The 21,725-nt window shown below is 50.8% G+C and carries 16 protein-coding genes and 1 pseudogene; 13 read left to right on the top strand and 4 right to left on the bottom strand.

Translation table 11 applies throughout. The features are described from left to right. Positions 1–6: 6 nt before the first annotated feature. Genes trmFO through dprA form a run of 3 tightly spaced genes read right to left on the bottom strand, consistent with a single transcriptional unit; the run spans position 7 to position 4,817 of the window. Positions 7–1,314, bottom strand: a complete 1,308-nt coding sequence (trmFO, locus tag J7L64_07360; protein MCD6452158.1) for an FADH(2)-oxidizing methylenetetrahydrofolate--tRNA-(uracil(54)-C(5))-methyltransferase TrmFO — start codon at positions 1,312–1,314, stop codon at positions 7–9. Further along, positions 1,311–3,707 (bottom strand): type I DNA topoisomerase, encoded by a 2,397-nt coding sequence (gene topA, locus J7L64_07355; protein ID MCD6452157.1) that lies wholly within the window; start codon positions 3,705–3,707, stop codon positions 1,311–1,313. Before topA ends, trmFO begins: the two co-directional genes overlap by 4 nt. Continuing rightward, positions 3,708–4,817 (bottom strand): DNA-processing protein DprA, encoded by a 1,110-nt coding sequence (gene dprA, locus J7L64_07350; GenBank protein MCD6452156.1) that lies wholly within the window; start codon positions 4,815–4,817, stop codon positions 3,708–3,710. It lies immediately after the preceding gene. Between the two features lie 149 nt (positions 4,818–4,966). Here dprA and J7L64_07345 point away from each other — a divergent pair, with 149 nt between their 5' ends. The 13 genes and pseudogenes from J7L64_07345 (at position 4,967) to J7L64_07285 (ending at position 20,805) form a co-directional block, all read left to right on the top strand. Continuing rightward, positions 4,967–5,326 carry a tetratricopeptide repeat protein gene (locus J7L64_07345; protein ID MCD6452155.1) on the top strand — a complete coding sequence of 120 codons (360 nt, stop codon included), beginning with the start codon at positions 4,967–4,969 and terminating at the stop codon, positions 5,324–5,326. After that, positions 5,323–6,024: a hypothetical protein gene (locus J7L64_07340; protein MCD6452154.1), complete on the top strand. Its 702-nt coding sequence runs from the start codon at positions 5,323–5,325 to the stop codon at positions 6,022–6,024. The genes J7L64_07345 and J7L64_07340 overlap by 4 nt, the downstream gene beginning before the upstream one ends. A 19-nt stretch (positions 6,025–6,043) precedes the next feature. Further along, entirely contained in the window at positions 6,044–8,926 is a 2,883-nt protein-coding gene (locus J7L64_07335; protein MCD6452153.1) for a PD40 domain-containing protein, read from the top strand. A 19-nt stretch (positions 8,927–8,945) separates the two neighbouring features. Next, entirely contained in the window at positions 8,946–9,098 is a 153-nt protein-coding gene (locus J7L64_07330) for a hypothetical protein (protein MCD6452152.1), read from the top strand. Positions 9,099–9,268: 170 nt separating this feature from the next. Further along, positions 9,269–9,625, top strand: a complete 357-nt coding sequence (locus J7L64_07325) for an efflux RND transporter periplasmic adaptor subunit (GenBank protein ID MCD6452151.1) — start codon at positions 9,269–9,271, stop codon at positions 9,623–9,625. Beyond that, positions 9,625–9,969: an efflux RND transporter periplasmic adaptor subunit gene (locus J7L64_07320; GenBank protein ID MCD6452150.1), complete on the top strand. Its 345-nt coding sequence runs from the start codon at positions 9,625–9,627 to the stop codon at positions 9,967–9,969. The genes J7L64_07325 and J7L64_07320 overlap by 1 nt, the downstream gene beginning before the upstream one ends. A gap of 24 nt (positions 9,970–9,993) precedes the next feature. Then, positions 9,994–12,527 (top strand): annotated as a pseudogene (locus tag J7L64_07315) (efflux RND transporter permease subunit). 59 nt (positions 12,528–12,586) lie between these two features. Next, positions 12,587–13,264 carry a tetratricopeptide repeat protein gene (locus tag J7L64_07310; GenBank protein MCD6452149.1) on the top strand — a complete coding sequence of 226 codons (678 nt, stop codon included), beginning with the start codon at positions 12,587–12,589 and terminating at the stop codon, positions 13,262–13,264. Between the two features lie 19 nt (positions 13,265–13,283). After that, positions 13,284–14,669 (top strand): bifunctional UDP-N-acetylglucosamine diphosphorylase/glucosamine-1-phosphate N-acetyltransferase GlmU, encoded by a 1,386-nt coding sequence (gene glmU / locus J7L64_07305; protein MCD6452148.1) that lies wholly within the window; start codon positions 13,284–13,286, stop codon positions 14,667–14,669. Beyond that, entirely contained in the window at positions 14,669–16,498 is a 1,830-nt protein-coding gene (gene glmS, locus J7L64_07300; protein MCD6452147.1) for a glutamine--fructose-6-phosphate transaminase (isomerizing), read from the top strand. Before glmU ends, glmS begins: the two co-directional genes overlap by 1 nt. Positions 16,499–16,521: 23 nt before the next feature. Next, positions 16,522–18,312 carry a chloride channel protein gene (locus J7L64_07295; GenBank protein ID MCD6452146.1) on the top strand — a complete coding sequence of 597 codons (1,791 nt, stop codon included), beginning with the start codon at positions 16,522–16,524 and terminating at the stop codon, positions 18,310–18,312. Position 18,313: 1 nt separating this feature from the next. Next, complete coding sequence (locus J7L64_07290; GenBank protein ID MCD6452145.1) at positions 18,314–20,518, top strand: UvrD-helicase domain-containing protein; 2,205 nt, start codon at positions 18,314–18,316, stop codon at positions 20,516–20,518. A 26-nt stretch (positions 20,519–20,544) separates the two neighbouring features. Then, the gene (locus J7L64_07285) at positions 20,545–20,805 is read left to right on the top strand and encodes a hypothetical protein (protein ID MCD6452144.1); all 261 of its coding nucleotides are present in this window, start codon (positions 20,545–20,547) and stop codon (positions 20,803–20,805) included. Between the two features lie 53 nt (positions 20,806–20,858). On the opposite strand, the gene lipA is transcribed toward J7L64_07285, so the two are convergent. Then, complete coding sequence (gene lipA, locus J7L64_07280; protein MCD6452143.1) at positions 20,859–21,725, bottom strand: lipoyl synthase; 867 nt, start codon at positions 21,723–21,725, stop codon at positions 20,859–20,861.

Here is a 21,725-nt window from a genome sequence, read left to right as displayed (position 1 = left end):
ATCAAATTATAACCCGTTCTCCTTCATCCATAAAGTAAGATCTTCCAGTGCCCTAAGGCGGTAAGCCTCTACCCGAGCCCGTTTGTTACGGTAATGCTTCGCGAGCGGGGGAAAGATACCGAATACGATGTTCATCGGCTGATAGTTCGCAGGATCTACCTCCACAATGTAGTGAGAGAGGGCGCCTATAGCGGTGGTTCTCGGTGGGGCGATAGCCTCTTTTCCCATCGCTTTCCTCAAGGCATTTATCCCCCCGATCAAACCCGATGCTCCTGATTCCAAATAGCCCTCGACCCCGCAGAGCTGACCAATGATGAAAATCCGGGGCTCTTTCTTAAGCTGAAAGGTGGGAGAAAGAAGCTTCGGGGCATTGATGTAGCTATTCCGATGGACCATCCCCAAGCGGACGAACTCCGCCTGGGAAAGCCCGGGGATGAGGCGAAACACCCTTTTTTGCTCCGGGAACTTGAGCCGAGTTTGAAAGCCGACCAGGCTATACATCCTTCCCTCCCTGTCCTCTGCCCGGAGCTGAGCCACTGCGTAAGGCATCCTTCCCGTCCTCGGATCGATCAGCCCAACCGGCTTTAGAGGACCAAACCGGAGAGCATCCTCACCTCGCTTTGCCAAAACCTCGATGGGAAGACATCCTTCGAAAAATCGCTCCTCCTCAAAGGGGCGAAGGGGGACAAGCTCAGCATTTATAAGTTCCTTATAAAAACGGAGGTACTCCTCCTTGGTAAAAGGACAATTGAGATAATCGCCCTTACCCTTTCCATAACGGGAGGCGGGGAAAACTATGCTCCTATCGATAGATCCTCCATCAACGATGGGGGAAATGGCATCATAAAAATAGAGGTTCTCCTCCCCGGTTAGCTTGATTAGCTCTGAAGTCAAAGCATCCGAAGTGAGGGGACCGGTAGCGATAAGGACGATCCCCTCTTTGGGTATCTCCCGCACCTCCTCTCGAATGAGCTCTATCCGGGGATCCTTCTCTATTCGCTCAGTTATCCTCTTGGCGAACTCAACCCGGTTAACCGCAAGCGCCGTCCCCGCAGGCACCTTCACCTCCTCCGCCACCTCCATTATCAGGGAGCCGAGCCGGCGCATCTCCTCCTTCAGAAGACCGCTCGCCGTTGAGGGATCAGCCGACTTAAATGAGTTGGAACAAACGAGCTCCGCCAAGTAGGGGGTTTTGTGGGCAGGGGTACTCCTTTCGGGGCGCATCTCATAGAGGACAACCTCACCCCCCCTCCTTGCTATCTGCCAAGCCGCTTCGGAACCAGCTAAACCACCACCGATTACTACTATCCTCACTTCTTCTCCCTTCCCGCTTCCTCCTCCATCATCTCGTAATCGCAGGACTTATTGGGACAAATTAGATGGCGTTTCCCATCCTTTTCCGATTCTACCAGAAGGTAAGGCGAGCCACATTTGGGACAGGGTTTTGGGACGGGTCTTTTAGTAAGGGTGAAATCACAATTAGGATAATTACTACAGCCGAAAAAGACCCTGCCTCTCTTTCCTCTCTTCTCTACGATCTTCCCCCCACAGCCCTCCTTAGGGCAGGAGACCCCGGTCTCCTTCGGCTTGATATAGGTACACTTGGGATAATTGGAGCAAGCGATGAAGTGACCGTACCTTCCCACTCTCTTAACGAGGTTGGCACCACAAATGGGACAGCGCTCGTCAAGAACCTCATCCTCAACCGGGATCAGCCTCCCCTCCTTATCCTTGACGAGCTTTATCGTGGTCTTACATTCCGGATAGTTGGAGCAGGCGAGGAAATAACCGAACCTCCCCCGCTTCACCGTCATCGGGGAACCGCACTTAGGACACTTCTTCTTAAGGAGCTCCTTCGCATTCTCCGTCTCCCCCGCTCGTTCTATCTCCCTGCTATATTTACACTCCGGATAGCGAGAACAAGCGAGGAAATAACCGAACCTCCCCCACCGCTTTACCAGCTTAGCACCGCATAGGGGACAGATCTCCTCGGTCTCTATCACTTCCCGTTTCACATCCCGCATCTCCCGCTCTGCCCGGGCAAGGTCCTCCTTCAATCGTTGATAGAATTCGCGAAGGGCTTCCACCCAATTGAGCTTCCCCTCCTCCACCTCATCGAGCTTCTCCTCCATCTTTGCGGTATAGCCCACATCAAGCAAGTCCCTGAAGTTCTCCGAAAGAAGATCGTAAACGAGGAAACCAAGTTCGGTGGGGATGAGATAAGCCTTCTCCTTGGCTACATAACCCCGGTCGAGGAGGGTGGAGATAATGACCGCATAGGTGCTGGGCCTACCGATGCCTTTCTCCTCGAGCTCTTTGACCAAGCTACCCTCAGAATAGCGAGCAGGGGGTTTGGTGAAGTGTTGCTTCGGGGTTAAGGAGATGAGGGTAAGCTCCTCCCCTTTAGTGAGTTCAGGAAGGGGAATAAACTCCTCCTCATTCTCATCCTTGTAGAGGGCTAAAAAGCCAGGAAAGACCAACCTGGAAGCAGTCGCCCGAAAGAGATAGGGACCCGCTTCCACCTCGATGGTGTGTTCGAGATAACGCGCCTGGGACATCTGAGAGGCTACAAACCGCCGCCAGATGAGACGATAGAGACGATACTCGTCGTTAGTAAGATAGGGTCTCACCTCCTCTGGACTCCGAAAGACAGAGGTGGGGCGGATCGCCTCGTGGGCATCCTGAATATTCTTCTTGTTCTTATAGACATTCGGCTTCTCCGGAATAAACGAGGAGTCAAAGGAACTCCTCACAAACTCCCTTGCCTCAGCTACAGCGGATGCTGCCACCCGGACCGAATCGGTACGCATATAGGTGATAAGACCGACTCGCTCCCCTGCCCCTAAATCCTTCCCTTCGTAGAGTGCCTGGGCGAGCATCATCGTCTTCTTCACAGGGAAACCGAGCTTGCGAAACGCCTCCTGCTGAAGCTTGGAGGTGGTGAAGGGGGGAAGTGGGTTCTTCTTCTTCTCCTCTATCTTCACCTGGGAAACGACGAAAGGCAGGTTCTTCAGCTCCGCGATGACCCTATCCGCCTCCTCTTTGGTCTTTAACTTTAGCGTCTTTCCTTTCTTCTTAAGCAGCTTGGCGGGAAATGGCGGAGAGCCAGAATGAGAGAGCTCAGCGGTTATGGACCAGCTTTCTTCGGGTACAAAAGCACGGATCTCCCGCTCTCGGTCGCAGACAAGCTTGAGGGCCACCGACTGCACTCGCCCAGCGCTCAAGCCTCGCCTCACCTTCTCCCAGAGGAGGGGGCTTATCTTATAGCCCACCAATCGGTCGAGCACCCTCCGTGCTTGCTGGGCATCGACCTTTCTCCTGTCTATCTCGGTAGGATGAGAAAACGCCTCCTCAACCCCCTTCTTGGTGATCTCGTGGAGGAGAACCCGATGGAACCTCTTTCCTGGCGCAGTAAGCTCCTCGGAAAGATGCCACGATATCGCCTCCCCCTCCCGGTCGGGGTCGGTCGCTAAGTATATATCCCTTATCCTCTCCGCTGTCTTCTTGAGTTCGGCAAGAACCTTCTCCTTCTCCGGGATCACGATATAGGTGGGGGCGAAATCTTTCTCCTCATCCACCCCGAGCTCGCTCTTAGGGAGATCTTTTATATGGCCAAGCGATGCCTTTACCATAAACTCGTTGCCGAGATAACGATTTATCGTCTTTGCCTTGGCAGGTGATTCCACAATAACGAGCTTTGAAGCCATCTACCTCTTCCTCAAATAGTTATTACCTGGAAGTTGACTTATGAGCCCCTTTATTTCGAGGCTCAAGAGAAGAGGAAGCAGGGAGGAAGGAGAAAGATCGAGCACCTCCGCCAACCGATCTATATGAAGAGGATCAACCGGGGAAAGCTCATTATAAACCCTTTCCTCCTCAGGGGAAAGATCTGGCAAAGGCTCCCGCTTCTCCTTCTCTTTCGATATCAACCTATCTCTAAACTTCGGGGGAAACTCTTCAATGACATCATCGGAGCACTGAACGAGCTTTGCCCCTCGCTTTATCAGGTAGTTGGTCCCGATGCTCATCCTTGAATCTATATTCCCCGGCACGGCAAATACCTCCCGGTTCTGTTCCAAGGCGAGCTTTGCAGTGATCAAGGCACCGCTCCTTTCCCAGGCTTCAATTACCAAGGTTCCCAATGATAATCCGCTTATGATCCTGTTTCGCACCGGGAAATTGCCTCGCTCAGGAGCGGTCCCCAAAGGAAATTCGGAGATGACCGCGCCGTTTTCAGCGATCCTCTCGGCGAGCGGTTTATTCTCTCGAGGGTAGATCACATCGAGCCCGCTTCCTAAAACTGCCACCGTTTTTCCAGAAGCGGAAAGAGCTGCCTTATGCGCCTCTTCATCTATCCCCCGAGCAAGACCGCTTACGATAACCACTCCCAAAGAAGCAAGTACCTCACTGAGCTCCGAAGCGACCTTCTTCCCATAGCGGGAAGGAGTTCTCGTACCCACTATCGCCAGAGCAGGGTCATCATCCGAAGGGAGCTTTCCCTTAATATAAAGGATCGGTGGGGGATCCGGGATCTCATAAAGAAGAGTAGGGTAATCCTCATCCCGGATCGTGAGAAGGGAGATACCAAGGGTTTCCACCTTTCTAAGCTCCTCCTCCGCCTTCTTTTTCCCATCGAAGCGTATTATCGCCTCCTTCGCCTCGTCCCTTAACCCTGGGACTTGATTGAGCTCTTTCCTCTTGGCGGAAAAAACCGCCTTACCTGAACCGAAACACTCGATCAATCGGAGGAAGAGCACCCTTCCTACTCCGGGAACAAAGGAGAGTGCAAGAAGATAGAAAAGCTCCTCCTTCTCCATAACTCTTCCTCAAATCTATTGTCTTATAATCCGCAGGAGCTACCCTGTCAAGCCAAATCGGAAGACATCTTACATTCTATCCTTGCAAGCCTTTCTATATTTTATTTATAATTGAGCTCAAAGGAACAGACAAAGGCTGAGGGGGAGGAATGCATCTCAAGATTATTGGGATTTTGATGGGGGCGGCTTTCATCCTTTCTGCCTGTACCGCCGGGATGAAAGCGCCGGAAAACGAGTTTGCCGTGAAAGCCGCCCAGCGAGGGCTGTGGAAGGAGGCTACCTTCTACTGGGAGCGATTGGTGAAAAAATATCCCAATGTCGCCAAATTTCACAACAACCTCGCTATCGCTTACGAAAATGCGGGCAGATACGAAGAAGCGCTAAAGGAATACCAGATCGCTTTAAAGCTCGACCCGGGAAACTCCATCATCAAGAAGAACTACAATGAGTTTCGCGAATTCTACTTAAAGATAGAGAAGAAGAAGGAAAAAAAGAGGGAGAAAAAATGAATAAAGGAAAGGGGAAAAACCTTTTTTCTGTGTTAAAACTCCTTCTCCCGATATGCCTTCTTCTTCTCTTAAACGCCTGCATCACCTACTATCACACGGTTACCATAGATCATCCGGAACGGGAACGGCTAAAGATAGAGAAGTATAAAACCATCCTCGTCGCTGGCTTTGCCGCTGAGAGAAAGGTGAAAGAAATTAAATTCGATCTGGGAAAGGAAGCTGCCCGTTATTTTCGTCAGGCATTAAGAAGCCATAGCAAACTAAAATTGGTGGTACAAGAACCCCTTGAGCTCACTCCGAAGAAGGTGGATGAGATCGTAGCCAATCCTGACTATCTGAGAAGGCTAAGCTTAAGAGCGGGAGCCGACCTGATTCTTCTCGGCAAGATCGATTACAAGAGCAAACCGTTTACCGCCTTTGAGGAGGTAGTTTACCGTCATCCGGTAAGCAAACGGTTGATTAAAGGAACCCGGGTGGTGAATAAGAGAAGACATCAATTGGAACTCACCCTTTACCTCATCGACGGGGCAAAAGGAAAGCCAATCTATCAGGATATATTGAAGCAGGAGATCACCTATCGAGAGCCATCGCCACCAAAGAGTGAGGCTTACTTCCACCTCTTAAATAGGGTAATCGCCAAGTTTCTCGAGATAATCACTCCATACTCCTCTAAAGCTTTGAGAAATATAATCGTTTAAGCAATTTGGGGCAACCAAAATGAAAAAAGTAAGCATCTTATTAACATTGCTGATAATAGTATCGACCGGCTTGCCCACCTTAAACCAAGAGTTTGGCAAAAACAAAGTAAATTATGCCAAGTTCAATTGGCGGGTTTATCAGGCACCTCACTTCGATATCTACTATTACCCTGAGGAGGAAGCCTTCCTCGATGATATGGTGGGCTGGAGCGAAAACGCCTATCAATATCTGAGTAAAAAGCTAAATTACGAGCTGACGGAAAGGGCTTCGCTTATCTTCTTCAAGACCCACGGTGAATTCGAACAGCAGCATGTGGTGCCGATTTTCCTTCCCGAGGGTGTAGGGGGCTTCGCCGAGCCTATGGCAAACCGAGTGGTCATCCCTTTGGATGATCCTCCAGAGAAGATGTATAAGCTGGTAGTACACGAACTCACCCACATCTTCCAATTCGATATCTTCTACCAGAACAACTTTATGAAGCGGGCGAGAGCAAACCCTCCAGGCTGGCTCCTTGAGGGGATGGCAGAGCATATGGCGAATAACCTCGATTCGATGGATGAGATGATCGTCCGCGACCTGGTGGCAAACGACCTCATCCCCCCATTCAAGCAACTATCCCCCACTAACCCTATCGCCTCCTATATCGTGGGCCAGCTTTTCTGGGATTTTATTGAGGAAAGATTCGGTGAAGATGGGCTCCGCTCTTTCGTCTGGGAGCTCCGCCGGGCGGGAACAGGACTCCGTGGTATAAAACGGGCAATAAAGGAAGCCTTCAATCTCAGTATGGAGGATTTCTACACCGAATTCCGTCGCCATCTGAGGAAGAAGTACCTCCCCTTGCTGGTAAACAAAGCGGAACCTCTCGACTATGGAAAACGGGTGACCGACCCTAAATTTCACGCCCCGATCATCTCCCCCGCTCTCTCTCCTACCGGAGAGCTCGTCGCCGCCGTCTCCTTTTATAAGGACGATGTCGATATCCTGCTCTTCTCCACCAAGGACGGTAAAGTGTTCAAAGACCTCACTCCTGGTTTCTCCGGCGATTACGAGTACATCATTGCCGAGCAGATGACCGTTCCTAGCGCTGGAGGAAGGGATATCTCTTGGTCTGCTAATGGAGAAAGAATTGCCTTCCTCGGAAGGACAGGGAATACCCGGAGCTTGTTCATCATCGATGTCGCCTCAGGCAAGATATTGAAGAAGATGAAACTCGCCCTGGACCAAGCACTATCCCCCGCTCTTTCCCCCGATGGAAGCAGGGTTCTAATAAGCGGAAGCAAAAATGGGATAAGGGACATCTACCTCATCAACCTTGTAACCGGGGAGATGAGAAACCTCACCAATGATGAATTCTTCGATTACTCCCCGATCTTCTCCCCCGATGGGAAAAGGGTGGTTTACCTCTCGAGCGTTAAGGGATACCTTAAACTCTTCACCTTCACCCTGGACAATCCGGAGGAGAAGAAACAGCTCACCTATGGAAAATTCGACGACATCGAGCCGATATTCACCAAGGACGGCAAGAGGATAATCTACATCTCCAACCAATACCGAATATACAATATCTATACCTACGATCTTGCGACTGGACGGATAGACCAGTATACCGACCTATTCGGTGGTGCCTTCACCCCCTGCCCTGTAGATGAGGCAGGGAACGAGCTGATCTATGCTTCCTACTTCAGAGGAAGCTATCGCCTCTACCGGATGAAGCTTACCCAGCCCATCCGCTCCTTTATGGCGACGAAGGAAAAGGAAGAAGAAAAGGTGGAGGTCTCCGGGTTCAAACCACCAACCCTTACCTTTACCCTCGATGAGAGGAAGAAAGAGAAACAGGCAAGGAGAAGCTTCTTTATAGATGGGATAACCGCCGCTGGGGCAGTAGCGACCAACGGCACTGTAATCACCTCCACCCAGATAAGCTTCTCCGATATATTGGGAGAAAACCGGTTTCTCTTCACCTATAGCACCTATGGAAGTTTCTACCGCAATGTGGGCTTCGCTTACTTCAACCAGGCGCAGAGGCTCAACTACGGCTTCAGCGTCTTCGATTACAAATCATTCTTTTATACCGGGTTTGGATTTGCTGAGCAGAGACCGGAAAATATCATTCTCCGCCTCCTCGCTATCGAGCAGATAGGGGGGTCGATCTATGGAAGCTATCCCTTTAGCAAGTTCCGACGGGTAGAGTTCTCTGCCAATTTCGTCAATCGGGTCTACGATATCCCCTTATACCTCATAGCAGATAAGCCCGAAGTTATGGCGCAATTTGAAAAATACTATGTCTCAGGGAAATACCTCTCCTTCAGCCTCTCCTTGGTGGGAGATACCACCTTGTACAAGTTCTTCGGACCGCTCGCAGGAAAGAGGTATCGGCTTGCGGTAGAGTATGCCCCTCCTTTCTCCTCTCAATTCCTCGGCTTTACCAACCTAACCGTTGATTTCCGTAATTATACTCGGCTCTCCTCACAAACACTCTTTGCCTTCCGTCTATTTGGAGGGATGGGTTTTGGCGAGAGTCCACAGATCTTCTATTTCGGCGGCACCGATACCCTCCGCGGCTATCCCTACCTCTCTTTCTCTGGGAACCGAGCCTTCTTCACCAACCTTGAGCTGCGCTTCCCCCTGGTCGACGAGGTTCGCTTCCCCATCGGTTTCTCCCTCCGGGGGATCAGAGGATGTCTCTTCCTCGATATAGGTGGTGCCTGGTTCGACAATCAAGATTTTAAGCCATTCGATTTCAGTAATTTCCGGCTCAAAGACGCTAAAGGGTCGCTTGGCCTCGGGGTCTATTTCTACTTTGGTCCCTTCGAACTTCACTGGGACTTTGCCCGGAGAACCGACTTACGAAGCTTAGAGCCGGGGTGGAAAACATCGTTCTGGATCGGGAACAAATTTTAGTACAGCAGGGGTAAAAACAATGAAAGGGAAATTCTTACCCATAATAGGAGTGGTGGCTATTTCCTTGATTACTATCAGTTATCTCGGCATTCACCATAAGAGGAACGGGGCAGGTTTTACCGCAATAGGACATTATGAAAATGACCGAGGCAAGGAGGGTCCCCCCTGTTAAGACGCATAAATCTGGAGAGCCGTTCTCCGTTCGCCCTGATGTCCTAAAGAGTCTCAAACTGGAGGTAACGCCTGTTTCTTACCATGAGCTTGCCCATTACATTGAGGTTACTGGGAGGATAAGCAAACCCGGCAACAGACGCTCATATCCGTCCCCGGATCAAAGGGAAGGTGGCTGAGGTAAAGGTAAAACTATGGGATAAGGTGAAAAAGGGGGAGACTTTACTCCTCTTCGACAGCATTGAGCTCGGCGAAGCAAGAGCCCGTTACTTAGCCTGCAAAGCCCGGCTTTCACTTGCCAGAGCAAATTACCAACGGGCAGTTAAACTCTTTGCCGATCACATCATCCCCGAGAGGAAAAAACTGGAAGCGGAGACCGCTCTACAGGAGGCGAAAATCGACCTTACCTCCTGCCATGAACGACTTCATCTTCTTGGACTAACCGAGGCTGAAATTGCACAGATCTCGGCAGACAACCCTTCTCTCCCTCCATATTCCCTATTACCACCCCCATATCGGGCATTATAGTGAGCAAACATGCTGCAGTGGGTGAAGTGGTGAGTCCGGAAGACGAACTCTTCGAGATCGCTGATACCTCCATCCTTTGGGTGCTGGTGGATATCTACGAGAAGGATTTAGCCTTGGTAAAGGTAGGGAACAGGGACATCGTAAAGGTAACCGCCTACCCCGAGGAAAAATTCCTCGGACGACTTTCCTCGATCAGCCCCACGATGGACGAGAAGACCCGCACGGTGAAAGCAAGGGTAGAGGTAGTAAACCCCGAGGGAAAACTCAAAATAGAAATGTTCGCTCGGGCATTGATCCTTAAATCAGAGGAAGAAAAGGGAAGTTTCCACGCCCACGAACATTAAGCGATAAAATCCAAGGAGAGGCAAATGATCGATAGGACAATCGATTTTTCGCTAAAAGAACGGTTCTTGGTCTTATTTATCGCTGGAATAATCGCCATTTTAGGTATCTATTCTGCAGAGAAGCTCCCTATTGACGCCTTCCCCGATGTCACCCCAGCAATGGTAGAGATATTTACCGTAGCCCCTGGGCTCGCCACCGAAGAGGTAGAACAGTTTATCTCCTATCCCATAGAGGTCTCCTTAAATGGGCTCCCCGGGGTGAAGGAGATCCGCTCCCTTTCTAAGTTTGGCCTCTCCTATGTCACGGTTTACTTCAATGATAAAAGCGATATCTATTTCGACCGCCAACTCGTCTTCCAACGATTGGCGGAGGCGAAGACCAATATCCCCGAAGGGTTCGCTGAACCTCCAGTTATGGGACCGATTACCACCGGTTTGGGGCAAGTTTACTCTTATATCGTCGAGGGTAAAGGTTATAATCTGATCCAGTTAAGGACGATTCAGGATTGGGTGGTGAAGTACATCCTTAGAAGCGTTCCCGGGGGTCACCGATGTAATTAGCGTCGGCGGTATGGAGAAGCAGTATCAGATACTGGTAGATCCCAATCTCCTCTTAAAATATAACCTAACCCTAAACCAGGTGATCGAGGCGGTAAAGAGAAACAACATCGATGTAGGAGGAAGCTATATCGTCCGGGGGATCGGGATGATAGAAAATATAGAAGACATAAAGAACATCGTTCTCGCCACCAATAAGGGCACCCCGATCTATCTCCGTAGTGTAGCTAAGGTTGTGGTGGGACCAGCTATCCGCCGGGGGGTAGTAACCAGAGACGGAAAGGGTGAGGTGGTAACCGGAGTAGTGTTGAAGCTAATCTACGAAAACAGCTCAGAGGTGATAAAGAGGGTCGACGCCAAGGTCGCTGAGATCAACAAAATCCTCCCGCCGGGGGTGCGGGTTGTCCCTTATTATGAGCAGGCAGGATTAGTAAAACGGTGCGTAACAACTGTAAGAAACGCCCTTCTCATAGGATGTATTCTGGTGATCATTGTCCTTTTCCTCCTCTTAGGAAATGTGCGAAGTGCCCTTATCGTCATCGCCAGTCTTCCCTTCTCCCTTCTTCTTTCCTTCATTTTGATGCGACGAATAGGGCTTTCCGCCAACCTGATGTCTCTGGGAGGTCTTGCTATCGGCATCGGGATGTTGGTCGATGGTCCTACGGTAATGGTGGAAAACATCATCCGCCATCTAAGCAAAAATAATGATGAACCACCCCTTTCGATCATCTCCCGAGCAGCAAAGGAAGTAGCGAGACCCATTACCTTTGCCAACCTCATCCTGATCGTTGTCTTCCTTCCCCTGTTTACCCTACAGGGGATAGAGGGGAAGCTATTTTCTCCAATGGCTTATACTATAAGCTTCGCTATGATAGGTTCCCTCATCTTCTCTCTTTCTATGGTCCCAGCACTTACCAGTATTATCTTTAGGGGAAAGGTAAAAAGGGGGAAAGCCCCCCTATTCGAGATAGCAAGGAAGGTATACCATCCCATTCTGGGCAGGGTCCTTGGAGGACGAAAGAAGGTTCTTTTTATCGCCAGCTCCATCCTCGTCATCGTCCTCTTCCTAACGCCCCTCCTCGGGACTGAATTCCTCCCCTACCTCGATGAGGGCTCTATCTATCTCCGAGTAACAATGGCACCGAGCACCTCCCTCAATGAAGCGGTGCTTATCACAAAAGAGGTGGAGAAGGCACTCCTCGAATTTCCCGAGGTGCGTCATGTCATCTCCCGCATCGGGAGGGCAGAGAAAGGGCTCTGTCCAGAATCGGTGAACAACACCGAGAGCTATGTGGAACTTGCCCCGAGGAGCGAATGGAAGACAGCAAAGACCAAGTTTGAACTGGTCGACAAGATGAGGGAGAGGCTGAATAAGATACCGGGGATATTGATGGAGTTCAGCCAGCCAATAGCGGAGAGGATGGACGAGCTCACCTCCGGGATACTTCGTCACCTTCGGAGGTCAATTCGAGCACCAGAAGCGAGCGATGAAACGGCTTTCCATCATCATCCCGGTATCGATCCTCCTCATCTTCATCCTTCTCTACAGCCTATTCGACTCGGCAAAGGCGGCTTCCTTAGTCATCTTAGCCATCCCCTTCTCCTTCATAGGAGGGATACTCGCCCTCTTCTTCTCCGGAATCTATCTGAGTGTGCCCGCTTTGGTTGGATTCATCACCCTATTCGGCACCGCGGTTCTCGATGGAACGGTGATGCTGTCCTACTTTCTGAGGCTTCGAGCAAAGGGAGTCTCTCTCCGCGAGGCGATAGAGACCGGGGCGATGTTAAAACTGCGACCTGTCCTTATGACCACTGCGACCACAGTGCTCGGGGTGGCTCCACTCCTCTTCTCCTTAGGCGCTGGGTCCGAGATCCAGAGGCCACTTGCCACCGTAGTAGTAGGGGGCGCTTTTACCTCCACTATCCTCACCCTTCTCCTTCTTCCCACCCTTTACTATGCGGTTGAGCTCAGGAGAAAGGGGGAAGAGGAGAAGGAGTAGACGCTCTTGAACCGCTTATCCTTGTGTGTTAATATAATTGATTGAAAGGAAGAATCACAGTGCCTAAGGTCTTCTCGGAGGAAGAAGAGCGCTTCCTCCGCAAAAATTTTAGGAAATTTAGCAACAAAGAGCTTGCAGAGAAACTCAATACTACCGAACGCTCGATCGAAGCGAAATTAAGACGCTTAGGGCTACGGAGAAAGGAAAAAGTGAAGGAGGTGGAAAAGGTGACCGAGGTAAAGCCCAAGGAAAAAGACAAGGCGCTCTGCCTCTATGAAGAGGGGCTCTTCAAGCTAAGGGAGGGGGAGTACGCTGAGGCAAGAAAACGGTTTGAGCGGATAATCAAGGAGTTCCCAGAGCGAGCAAGCATCTGCGACCGGGCAAAGACCTACATCACCATCTGCGACCGGCGACTCTCAGAGGAGATATTCACCCCTAAAACCGCTGAGGATTTCTATTATCTAGGGATAATTCACGGCAATCGTGGGGAATATGAAGAAGCCCTCTCTTACTACCAAAAAGCTCTTGGGCTCTCTCCAAACAATGAAAAAATCCTCTACCTTATAGCCGGTGCTTATGCTCAATTGGGAAAGGAGAAGGAAGCGATTAAGAACCTTAAACGGGCAATAGAGCTTAACCCAGCAAACCGCATCCTCGCTCGGGAAGAGGACGACTTTGCCCCTCTTCGAGAGAAAAAGGAGTTCATCAAGCTGACCGGAAGTACAAAGAAAGATTAACCACATTCCGGAGCTCCGAATGGGAAAGAAACTCACTGTTGCCATCTTAGCAGCCGGGAAGGGGAAGAGGATGTCTTCTGCTCTTCCTAAGGTGCTTCATCCCATCCTGGGAAGACCAATGCTTTTTTATGTAATAGAAGCAGTACGCTATCTTTCTCCGAGGAGATTATTTGTCGTAGTAGGAACCGGCGAGGAAGAAGTAAGAAAAGAATTTGCCGATTTCCCCCTCACCTTTGTCACCCAAAAGGAACAGTTCGGCACCGCCCACGCTCTTTCCATCCTCTCTTCTTACCTTGAGGATGAAGAGGGGGAACTAATGGTAGTAAACGGCGATACCCCCCTTCTCCGAGGGGAAACCCTCTCCGCAATGCTTTCCTTCCACCGAAAAGAAAAAAACAAGGCAACGGTACTCACCACTGTTCTTGAGGACCCTACTGGCTACGGGCGGATCATTCGCAACGACGGAGGAGGATTTTCCCACATCGTCGAAGAGCGGGACGCTACCCCGGGGGAGAGAAGAATAAAGGAAGTAAACGCCGGAGTCTATATTTTCTCCCTCCCTCACCCCTTCACCGTAATCCCTGAGATAAAACGGGATAATGAGCAGGGAGAATACTATCTTCCCGACGCCCTCCCCCTTTTGAAGAAACGGGGAGAAAAGATAGGATTGTTTCCTGCTCCTGACCCTAAGGAGACCCTTGGGGTTAACAATCGGATCGAGCTTTCAGCAGCTACCAGGATCCTCCGGGAGCGGATCCTCACCGAACTTGCCCTTTCTGGGGCTACCATTATCGATCCTCTCTCCACCTTCATCGAACCTGGGGTAATCGTGGAACCAGATGCCATCATTCACCCCTTCGTGGTTATAAGAGGTCGCTCCCGCATCGGAAGAGGAAGTGAAATTCATCCCTTTACCTATCTTGTGGACACAGTTACCGCCGAAGAGGTAACAATCTACCCCAATACGGTGATAATGGGGGCGGAGATCGGCCGTGCTGCTAAGATCGGTCCCTTTTCCCGAATAAGACCGGAGACAAAGATCGGGGAGAAGGCCAAGATAGGGAATTTTGTAGAGGTGAAAAACTCCGAAATCGGGGAGGGGAGTAAAGCCTCTCACCTCTCTTACCTGGGGGATAGCACCGTAGGTCCTGGAGTTAATGTAGGGGCGGGAACCATCACCTGCAATTACGACGGCGTCTCCAAGCACCCCACGATAATTGGTCCCGAGGCGTTTATCGGTAGCAACACCGCCCTCGTCGCTCCGATCAAGATCGGCGCTGGTTCATATATTGGCGCTGGTTCAACCATAACCCACGATGTTCCGGAGAACGCCCTCGCCATTGGAAGGGCAAAGCAGGTGATAATAAAAGACTGGGCTCTCAAAAGGAGGAAAAAGAAGGACTGATGTGCGGTATAATTGGATACTTAGGGGAAAAAGATGCCGTTCCCATCATCATTGATGGATTGAAGCACCTCGCCTATCGAGGGTATGATTCCGCGGGCATAGCAGTGATCGGGAAAAATGGGCTCGAGTTGAGGCGAAGTGTAGGGAAAATCGCCAACCTCGAGAAGTTGATAACAAGCAATCCCATTTCCGGCTCCTGTGGAGTGGGGCATACCAGATGGGCAACCCATGGCAGACCGTCGGAGGAAAACGCCCATCCCCATCGCGACTGCAGAGGGGAGATCGTAGTCGTTCACAATGGGATAATCGAAAACTACCTCTCATTGAGAAAAGAGCTTTCCTCCCGAGGGCACAAGTTCATAACCGAGACCGATACCGAGGTGATCGCCCATCTGATCGAGGAGAATTTTACGGAAACGCTTGAGGAAGCGGTACTCACTGCCATCAAAAAACTCGCTGGGGTCTATGCCCTGGCGGTGATTTCAACTCGTGACCCAGGAAAGATCATCGGGGTGAAAAAAGGACCCCCTCTCGTCCTCGGGATAGGAGAGGGGGAGTATTTCCTCGCCTCCGATCTTCCGCCACTTCTCTTTCATACTCGGGAAGTGATCTTCCTCGATGACGGGGAACTTACCATTATAACCAAAGAAGGGATAAGAGTAATTAACTTCTCAGGAGAACAGATTAAAAAGGAGACCCGACATATAGACTGGGATCCAGTAATGGCGGAAAAGGGGGGCTACCGCCATTTTATGCAGAAGGAGATCCACGAACAGCCACGAGCGGTAAGGGATACCATCCTCGGGCGATACTCCCTCGAGCGGGGAGAGGTGATCCTTGACGAGATTGGCCTCTCGAGAAAGGAGCTCGCCGGAATAAATCGCATCTTCATCGTTGCCTGCGGCACCTCGTGGCATGCCTCCCTTTGCGGGAAGTTTATGATAGAGGAACTTGCCCGGATACCGGTTGAGGTCGATTATGGTTCCGAATTCCGCTATCGGAAACCGGTAGCAGGGGAGAGTGATCTCACCATAGCCATAACTCAGTCCGGTGAGACAGCGGATACTTTGGCAGCGATGGATTTAGCCAAAAAGATGGGGTCAAAGGTAATCACCATCTGCAATGTGGTGGGAAGTATGGCAACCAGGAAAGCAGATGGGGTGATCTATACCCATGCTGGACCTGAAATTGGGGTCGCTTCTACCAAAACCTTTACTGCACAGCTTGCCGCTTTATCCCTCTTTGCCCTTCACCTTGGGCAAGCGAAGGGGATACTTTCCTCAGATGGGGTAAGAGGGGAACTTACCGAACTCTCCACCATCCCCAAAAAGATGGAAGATATCCTCGCTAATGCGGAGGAGATCGAGCTTATTGCCCGGGAGCTCTTCCGTTTTGAGAACTTTTTATACTTGGGAAGGGGGATAAACTATCCCATTGCCCTTGAGGGAGCGTTGAAGCTGAAAGAAATATCCTACATTCACGCCGAAGGGTATCCTGCAGGGGAAATGAAACACGGTCCCATCGCCTTGATTGACGGCGCCTTTCCCGTAGTGGCTATCGCTCCCCGAGATCGGGTCTACGAGAAGATGCTGGGGAACATCGAGGAGGTAAGGGCACGGAATGGAATAGTCATTGTGGTGGCGAACGAGGAGGATACCGAGATTGAAAAGAGGGCGGATTTTGTCCTCAAGATACCAAAGACAAATTACCTCCTCTCACCCCTTCTAACCGCAATCCCCTTACAGCTTCTCGCTTATTACATCGCTATCCGCCGTGGCTGCGATGTGGACCAACCGCGAAACCTGGCAAAAAGCGTTACTGTAGAATAAAAGCCGACTTCGAGGTTAGCCCAATGGAAGGATCGAAAGAGATGATTCGCTCTGTCAGGATAAAGGTGGGCAAACTTTTCCACCATCTGTTTCGACGCTCTCCAGAGCTGGGGGCGGCTTTACTTGCGGTAGCAATAGGGGTTATTAGTGGATACGGGGCGGTCCTTTTCCGTCTTCTGATCCGCTTTTTCCAGAATCTTTTCTATGGACCAGGAGAAAACTTCCTTTGGACCCTCGTCTCAACCCCCTGGTACCGCATTCTCCTCATTCCTGCTTTAGGCGGACTTATAATTGGACCGATCATCGTCAAGCTCGCTCGGGAGACAAAGGGACACGGGGTTCCCGAGGTAATGGAAGCGGTAGCCCTTCGCGGAGGGAAGATAAGGGGCAGGGTAGGGTTGGTGAAGATCCTCGTTTCTGCTATCTGCATTGGTTCTGGAGGATCGGTGGGGCGCGAGGGACCAATCGTTCAGATCGGCTCTTCCGCTGGCTCTGCCATAGGCCAATTCCTCCGGGTGTCCGAAAGGATGAGAAAGACACTGGTGGGTTGCGGAGCTGCGGGGGGGATAGCCGCCACCTTTAACGCTCCTATTGCTGGGGTGATGTTCGCCCTTGAAGTCATCCTTGGGGACTTCGGTATCAACACCTTCAGCCCCATCGTTCTCTCCTCTGTTACCGCCACGGTTATCGCTCACTTCTACCTCGGGAATCAACCCGCCTTTTCCATTCCTTCATACCGACTGGTAAGTGCTTACGAAATTTTTCTCTACGCTCTGCTCGGAATAGCAGCAGGCTTGGTAGCGGTCTTCTTCACCACCCTCCTTTATAAGACGGAAGACCTATTTGAAAATATGGGGAAGATACCCGAGTTTATAAAACCAGCGATCGGCGGGTTGATCATCGGGGCAATAGGCCTCAAGTTCCCCCACATCTTCGGGGTGGGGTATGAGACCATAGACCTCGCTCTCTTCGGAAAGCTCACTCTGACCTTCCTCCTCTTCCTCACCTTTCTAAAGGTGGTAGCTACCTCGATCACCCTCGGTGCTGGCGGTTCTGGAGGTATCTTCGCCCCCTCTCTCTTCATCGGAGCGATGCTTGGGGGTAGCTTAGGCGAGTTTTTCCACCATTTCTATCCCGCGATAACAGCAAGCCCTGGGGCTTACAGCCTGGTAGGAATGGGGGCATTGGTTGCCGGAACGACCCACGCCCCAATAACCGCTATTCTTATCCTCTTCGAACTCACCAGGGACTATACCATAATCCTCCCCCTGATGGTTGCCGCCGTAATAAGCACTGTGGTAGCAAGAAGGCTGAAAGAACCCTCCATCTACACCCTAAAACTGCTCCGTAGAGGGGTCAATATTAAACGAGGAAGGGAAGAGGCGATCCTTGCTTCGATTTTGGTTAAGAACGCCTTATCGGGGTCAAAGGTGGTGATACCGGAGGACGCTCCCTTCACTGAAGTGGTGGGTATCCTCCTTGAGAGCCCTTACCGCCAATTACCGGTGGTGGATAAAGAGGGAAGACTCGTCGGAATCGTCTCCTACGATTTAATAAAGCGGTTCATAGGCAAAGGAGGAGGAAGAAGGGAGAAAGCGGTAGCCCGAGACATCGCTCAAACGAAGGATGTCCCTTCGATTCCTGAGGATGCTAATCTCCTTACCGCCCTCGAAACCTTCAGCATCAAAGACTTCGAACATATCCCGGTGGTAGAATCTAAAGGATCGCGAAAGGTGATAGGTATATTGGGAAGGAGGGATATCCTCCGTACCTACCAACAGGCACTTGCCAAACGATCGCTCATAGAGGGGTAAGGTGCCAAAAAGAAAGACAGAGCTCGATCTCGTATCTCAACTCAACCCCTCCCAGAGGGAAGCGGTGGTTACCACAGAGGGACCACTTCTGGTGCTTGCGGGTGCCGGCTCAGGTAAAACCCGGGTGATTACCTATCGGGTCGCTTATCTCCTTTCAGAGGAAAGGGTCCCCCCAGAAAACATACTCGCCCTTACCTTCACCAACAAAGCCGCTTCCGAGATGAAGGAGCGGATAAAAGGGCTCGTTTCTCTCAAATCCCTTCCTTTCATAGGCACATTCCATTCTTTCTGCGCCCGGTTTTTAAGATGTGAAGTGGAAAAGCTTAACTCCCCAATAAATTCCCATTTCGCTATCTACGATGAAGAGGACCAGCTCTCTTTGTTGAAAGAGGTTATGCGAGAGTTGAGCATCCCTCCCTCCTTGATAAAACCTCGGGAAGCCCTCTCAAGGATAAGCTGGCTCAAAAACCGAATGATCCCGATCGAAGCGTTACCCCCGGGGGCGAAAAACGAACTTACAAAAAAGATATTTCCCCACTACCAGGAACGACTAAAACGGGCAAACGCCCTCGACTTCGACGATCTCCTCCTTCTAACCCTTGATCTTCTGGATTCTTCTCCCGAAGTATTAACCCGCTATCAAGAACTCTATCGCTATATCCTGGTCGATGAGTTCCAGGATACCAATCGCCCCCAATATCTCATCCTACGGCTACTCGCAGGAAAACATCGCAATCTCTGTGTGGTGGGAGATGAGGACCAGTCCATCTACCGTTTCCGAGGGGCAGAGATAGGAAATGTGTTCGACTTCGAGCGAGATTTCCCCGAAGCGAAGGTGATAAGACTCGAGGAGAATTACCGCTCGACCAAAAGGATCTTAAGTGCTGCAGGTGCCCTAATAAAGAACAACAAAAAGAGAAAGGGCAAAAATCTATGGACTAATAATGAGGAAGGAGAGAAAATATGCTATTTTCAGGGGCGAGATGAACTCGAGGAAGCAGAGTTCGTTGCCCGAAAGATCTCTCAGCTAAAGGGAAAGGTTCCCTTCTCCGAGATAGCGGTTCTCTACCGAACAAATTTCCAATCCCGGGTGTTCGAGGAAGCATTGGTGAGAAGGGGCATCCCCTATACCATCATTGGCGGATTCCGCTTCTTCGAACGAAAGGAGATCAAAGACATAACCGCCTATCTCAACCTACTGGTAAACCCCGATGATGAAATCGCCTTAAGACGGGCGATAAACACCCCGTCGCGGGGCATCGGGGAGAAGACTTTCGCCGTCCTCTCCTCCTTCGCCTCCTCCCACAAACTTCCCCTCTACATCGCCATTCGAGACCATCTTGAGGAGATCTCCCTTCCCAGCCGGGGGAAACACTCCCTTCGCTCCTTCGTAAGCCTCATCGAAGAACTCAGAAGACAGAGCGAAACCCTTCCTCCATCCAAGTTGATAAGGAGGGTGGTTGAGGCATCCGGATATACCTCCTATCTCCTCGAGGAGGGAGAAAAGGGAGAGGACCGCCTCGCAAATATCAGGGAGTTCATTGTTGCTGCTCGGGAGTTCGAGGAGAGCGAGGGTGGTGATCTTACCTCGTTCCTCGATCGGATTCATCTCACTTCGGATCAGGACTATCTTGGAGAGGAAGCAAGGGTGGTGTTAATGACCCTTCACTGTGCTAAGGGACTTGAATTCTCGGTTGTTTTCCTTGTAGGGATGGAGGAAGGACTTTTCCCCCATCCAAAAAGCCTCAATTCTCCGGACGAGCTTGAGGAGGAGCGGAGGCTCTGCTATGTGGGGATGACCCGAGCGAAAAAGAAACTTTACCTCACCTCAGCGGGAAGAAGGCGGGTGTTCGAGAGTTATCAGTTTCGCCATCCCTCCCGCTTCCTCAACGAGATCCCCCCAGAGCTCATCAACCTCCCTGATGAGGAGGAGAGAAGAACTACTCCCCCAAGAAAAGAAGAGAAAGGTGGGAGCTTAGAGAACATAAAACGGTTCTTCGCCGAAAGAGGTATTGAGATAGAATTGCCTAAAGAAAAAGAAGAGGAAGAAATCGCTCCAGGCTGTCGAGTAATCCACAAAACATACGGGGAGGGAGTGGTCCTCGACGAGGAGGGAAAGGGAGAGGAGAAAAAGATAACCGTCTATTTCCCCAATCGAGGAAGGAAGAAATTTGTGTTAAAATATGCTCCAATAAAGAGGCTTTAGTGACTAAATAAAAAGGGAGGGGTGAAATGGGAAAGGTAGATTTAACCACCAAAATACTACTTACCCTTATCCTACTTGCGCTTCTTGCCTTGGTCTACACCAGCTACACCCGGCCGGTGATCGCTTACGCTCAGGGAAGCGGCAATAGCGAGTGGATCGCGGTAGAAAGCAAAGGCACCGTATGGCTGATAAACACCCAACGAGGGGTAATAAACGCCTACAAGATAAAGAACCAGCAGATCACCTTCATTGGAAGACCCTATAAGTTCAGCGAAGATTTCAAGTAGAAAAGCTAACCAATATACGAGGAGACTTTTGGAGGGCGATCTTGCCCTCTTTTTTACTTACCTCTATCCAGGTGAGAAAACTGTAAATCTGCTCGGTAAGAACTGCGGACAAGGGGACCCGCCTCCACATGCAAAAACCCCATCTCCATCCCTTCTCTGGCGAGCTTCCTAAACTCATCGGGATGGTAATAGCGGGCAATGGGGAGATGAGAAGGGGTAGGCTGGAGGTACTGTCCCAAGGTGAGAAGGTCGCATCCCGTTTCCCGGAGATCTGCCATCGCCTCCTTTATCTCCGAGATATCCTCCCCTAACCCAACCATTAATCCAGACTTAGTGAGAAGAGAGGGGACGTGTTCCTTCGCCCGTTTCAGAACAGCGAGTGAACGCTCGTAATCCGCCTGGGGCCTAACCTCGGGGTAGAGCCTTCTCACCGTTTCCAGGTTATGATTGAGCACATCGGGGGAAGCGGAAAGGACGGTCTCCAGCGCCTCAGGATCTCCCTTGAAATCGGGGATCAGCACCTCTACTCGGGTTGAGGGTGAATATTTTCTTATCATTTTTATCGTCTCGGCAAAAAAGCCAGCACCGCCATCGGGAAGGTCGTCCCGAGTAACCGAGGTGATCACCGCATAGCGGAGATTAAGCTTCACCACTGCTTCAGCCACCCGCTTTGGCTCCTCAGGGTCCAGGGGTAAGGGGACGCCTTTCTCTACATTGCAGAAGCGACAGTTCCGGGTACAAACATCACCGAGGATCATAAAGGTAGCCACCCCGCGATTGAAGCACTCCCCAATGTTAGGACAGCGAGCACTCTCACATACGGTATGGAGATGAAGCCTCCGCAGTAAGAGTTTCACCCGCCGGTACTCCTCACCACTGGGGAAACGGACCTTAAGCCAATCAGGATGACGACGTGCCAT

Source organism: Acidobacteriota bacterium (assembly GCA_021161905.1).
GTDB lineage: Bacteria > Acidobacteriota > B3-B38 > Guanabaribacteriales > JAGGZT01 > JAGGZT01.
The sequence above is the reverse complement of the archived record's forward strand: the minus strand, read 5'-3'. Positions and strand labels throughout refer to the sequence as shown.

What these genes read in the sequence shown, in the direction of transcription:
- topA (MCD6452157.1), bottom strand. Translation starts at nt 3,707, where the DNA reads ATGGCTTCAAAGCTCGTTATTGTGGAATCACCTGCCAAGGCAAAGACG.
- dprA (MCD6452156.1), bottom strand. Translation starts at nt 4,817, where the DNA reads ATGGAGAAGGAGGAGCTTTTCTATCTTCTTGCACTCTCCTTTGTTCCC.
- J7L64_07345 (MCD6452155.1), top strand. Translation starts at nt 4,967, where the DNA reads ATGCATCTCAAGATTATTGGGATTTTGATGGGGGCGGCTTTCATCCTT.
- J7L64_07340 (MCD6452154.1), top strand. Translation starts at nt 5,323, where the DNA reads ATGAATAAAGGAAAGGGGAAAAACCTTTTTTCTGTGTTAAAACTCCTT.
- J7L64_07335 (MCD6452153.1), top strand. Translation starts at nt 6,044, where the DNA reads ATGAAAAAAGTAAGCATCTTATTAACATTGCTGATAATAGTATCGACC.
- J7L64_07330 (MCD6452152.1), top strand. Translation starts at nt 8,946, where the DNA reads ATGAAAGGGAAATTCTTACCCATAATAGGAGTGGTGGCTATTTCCTTG.
- glmU (MCD6452148.1), top strand. Translation starts at nt 13,284, where the DNA reads ATGGGAAAGAAACTCACTGTTGCCATCTTAGCAGCCGGGAAGGGGAAG.
- glmS (MCD6452147.1), top strand. Translation starts at nt 14,669, where the DNA reads ATGTGCGGTATAATTGGATACTTAGGGGAAAAAGATGCCGTTCCCATC.
- J7L64_07295 (MCD6452146.1), top strand. Translation starts at nt 16,522, where the DNA reads ATGGAAGGATCGAAAGAGATGATTCGCTCTGTCAGGATAAAGGTGGGC.
- J7L64_07285 (MCD6452144.1), top strand. Translation starts at nt 20,545, where the DNA reads ATGGGAAAGGTAGATTTAACCACCAAAATACTACTTACCCTTATCCTA.
- lipA (MCD6452143.1), bottom strand. Translation starts at nt 21,725, where the DNA reads ATGGCACGTCGTCATCCTGATTGGCTTAAGGTCCGTTTCCCCAGTGGT.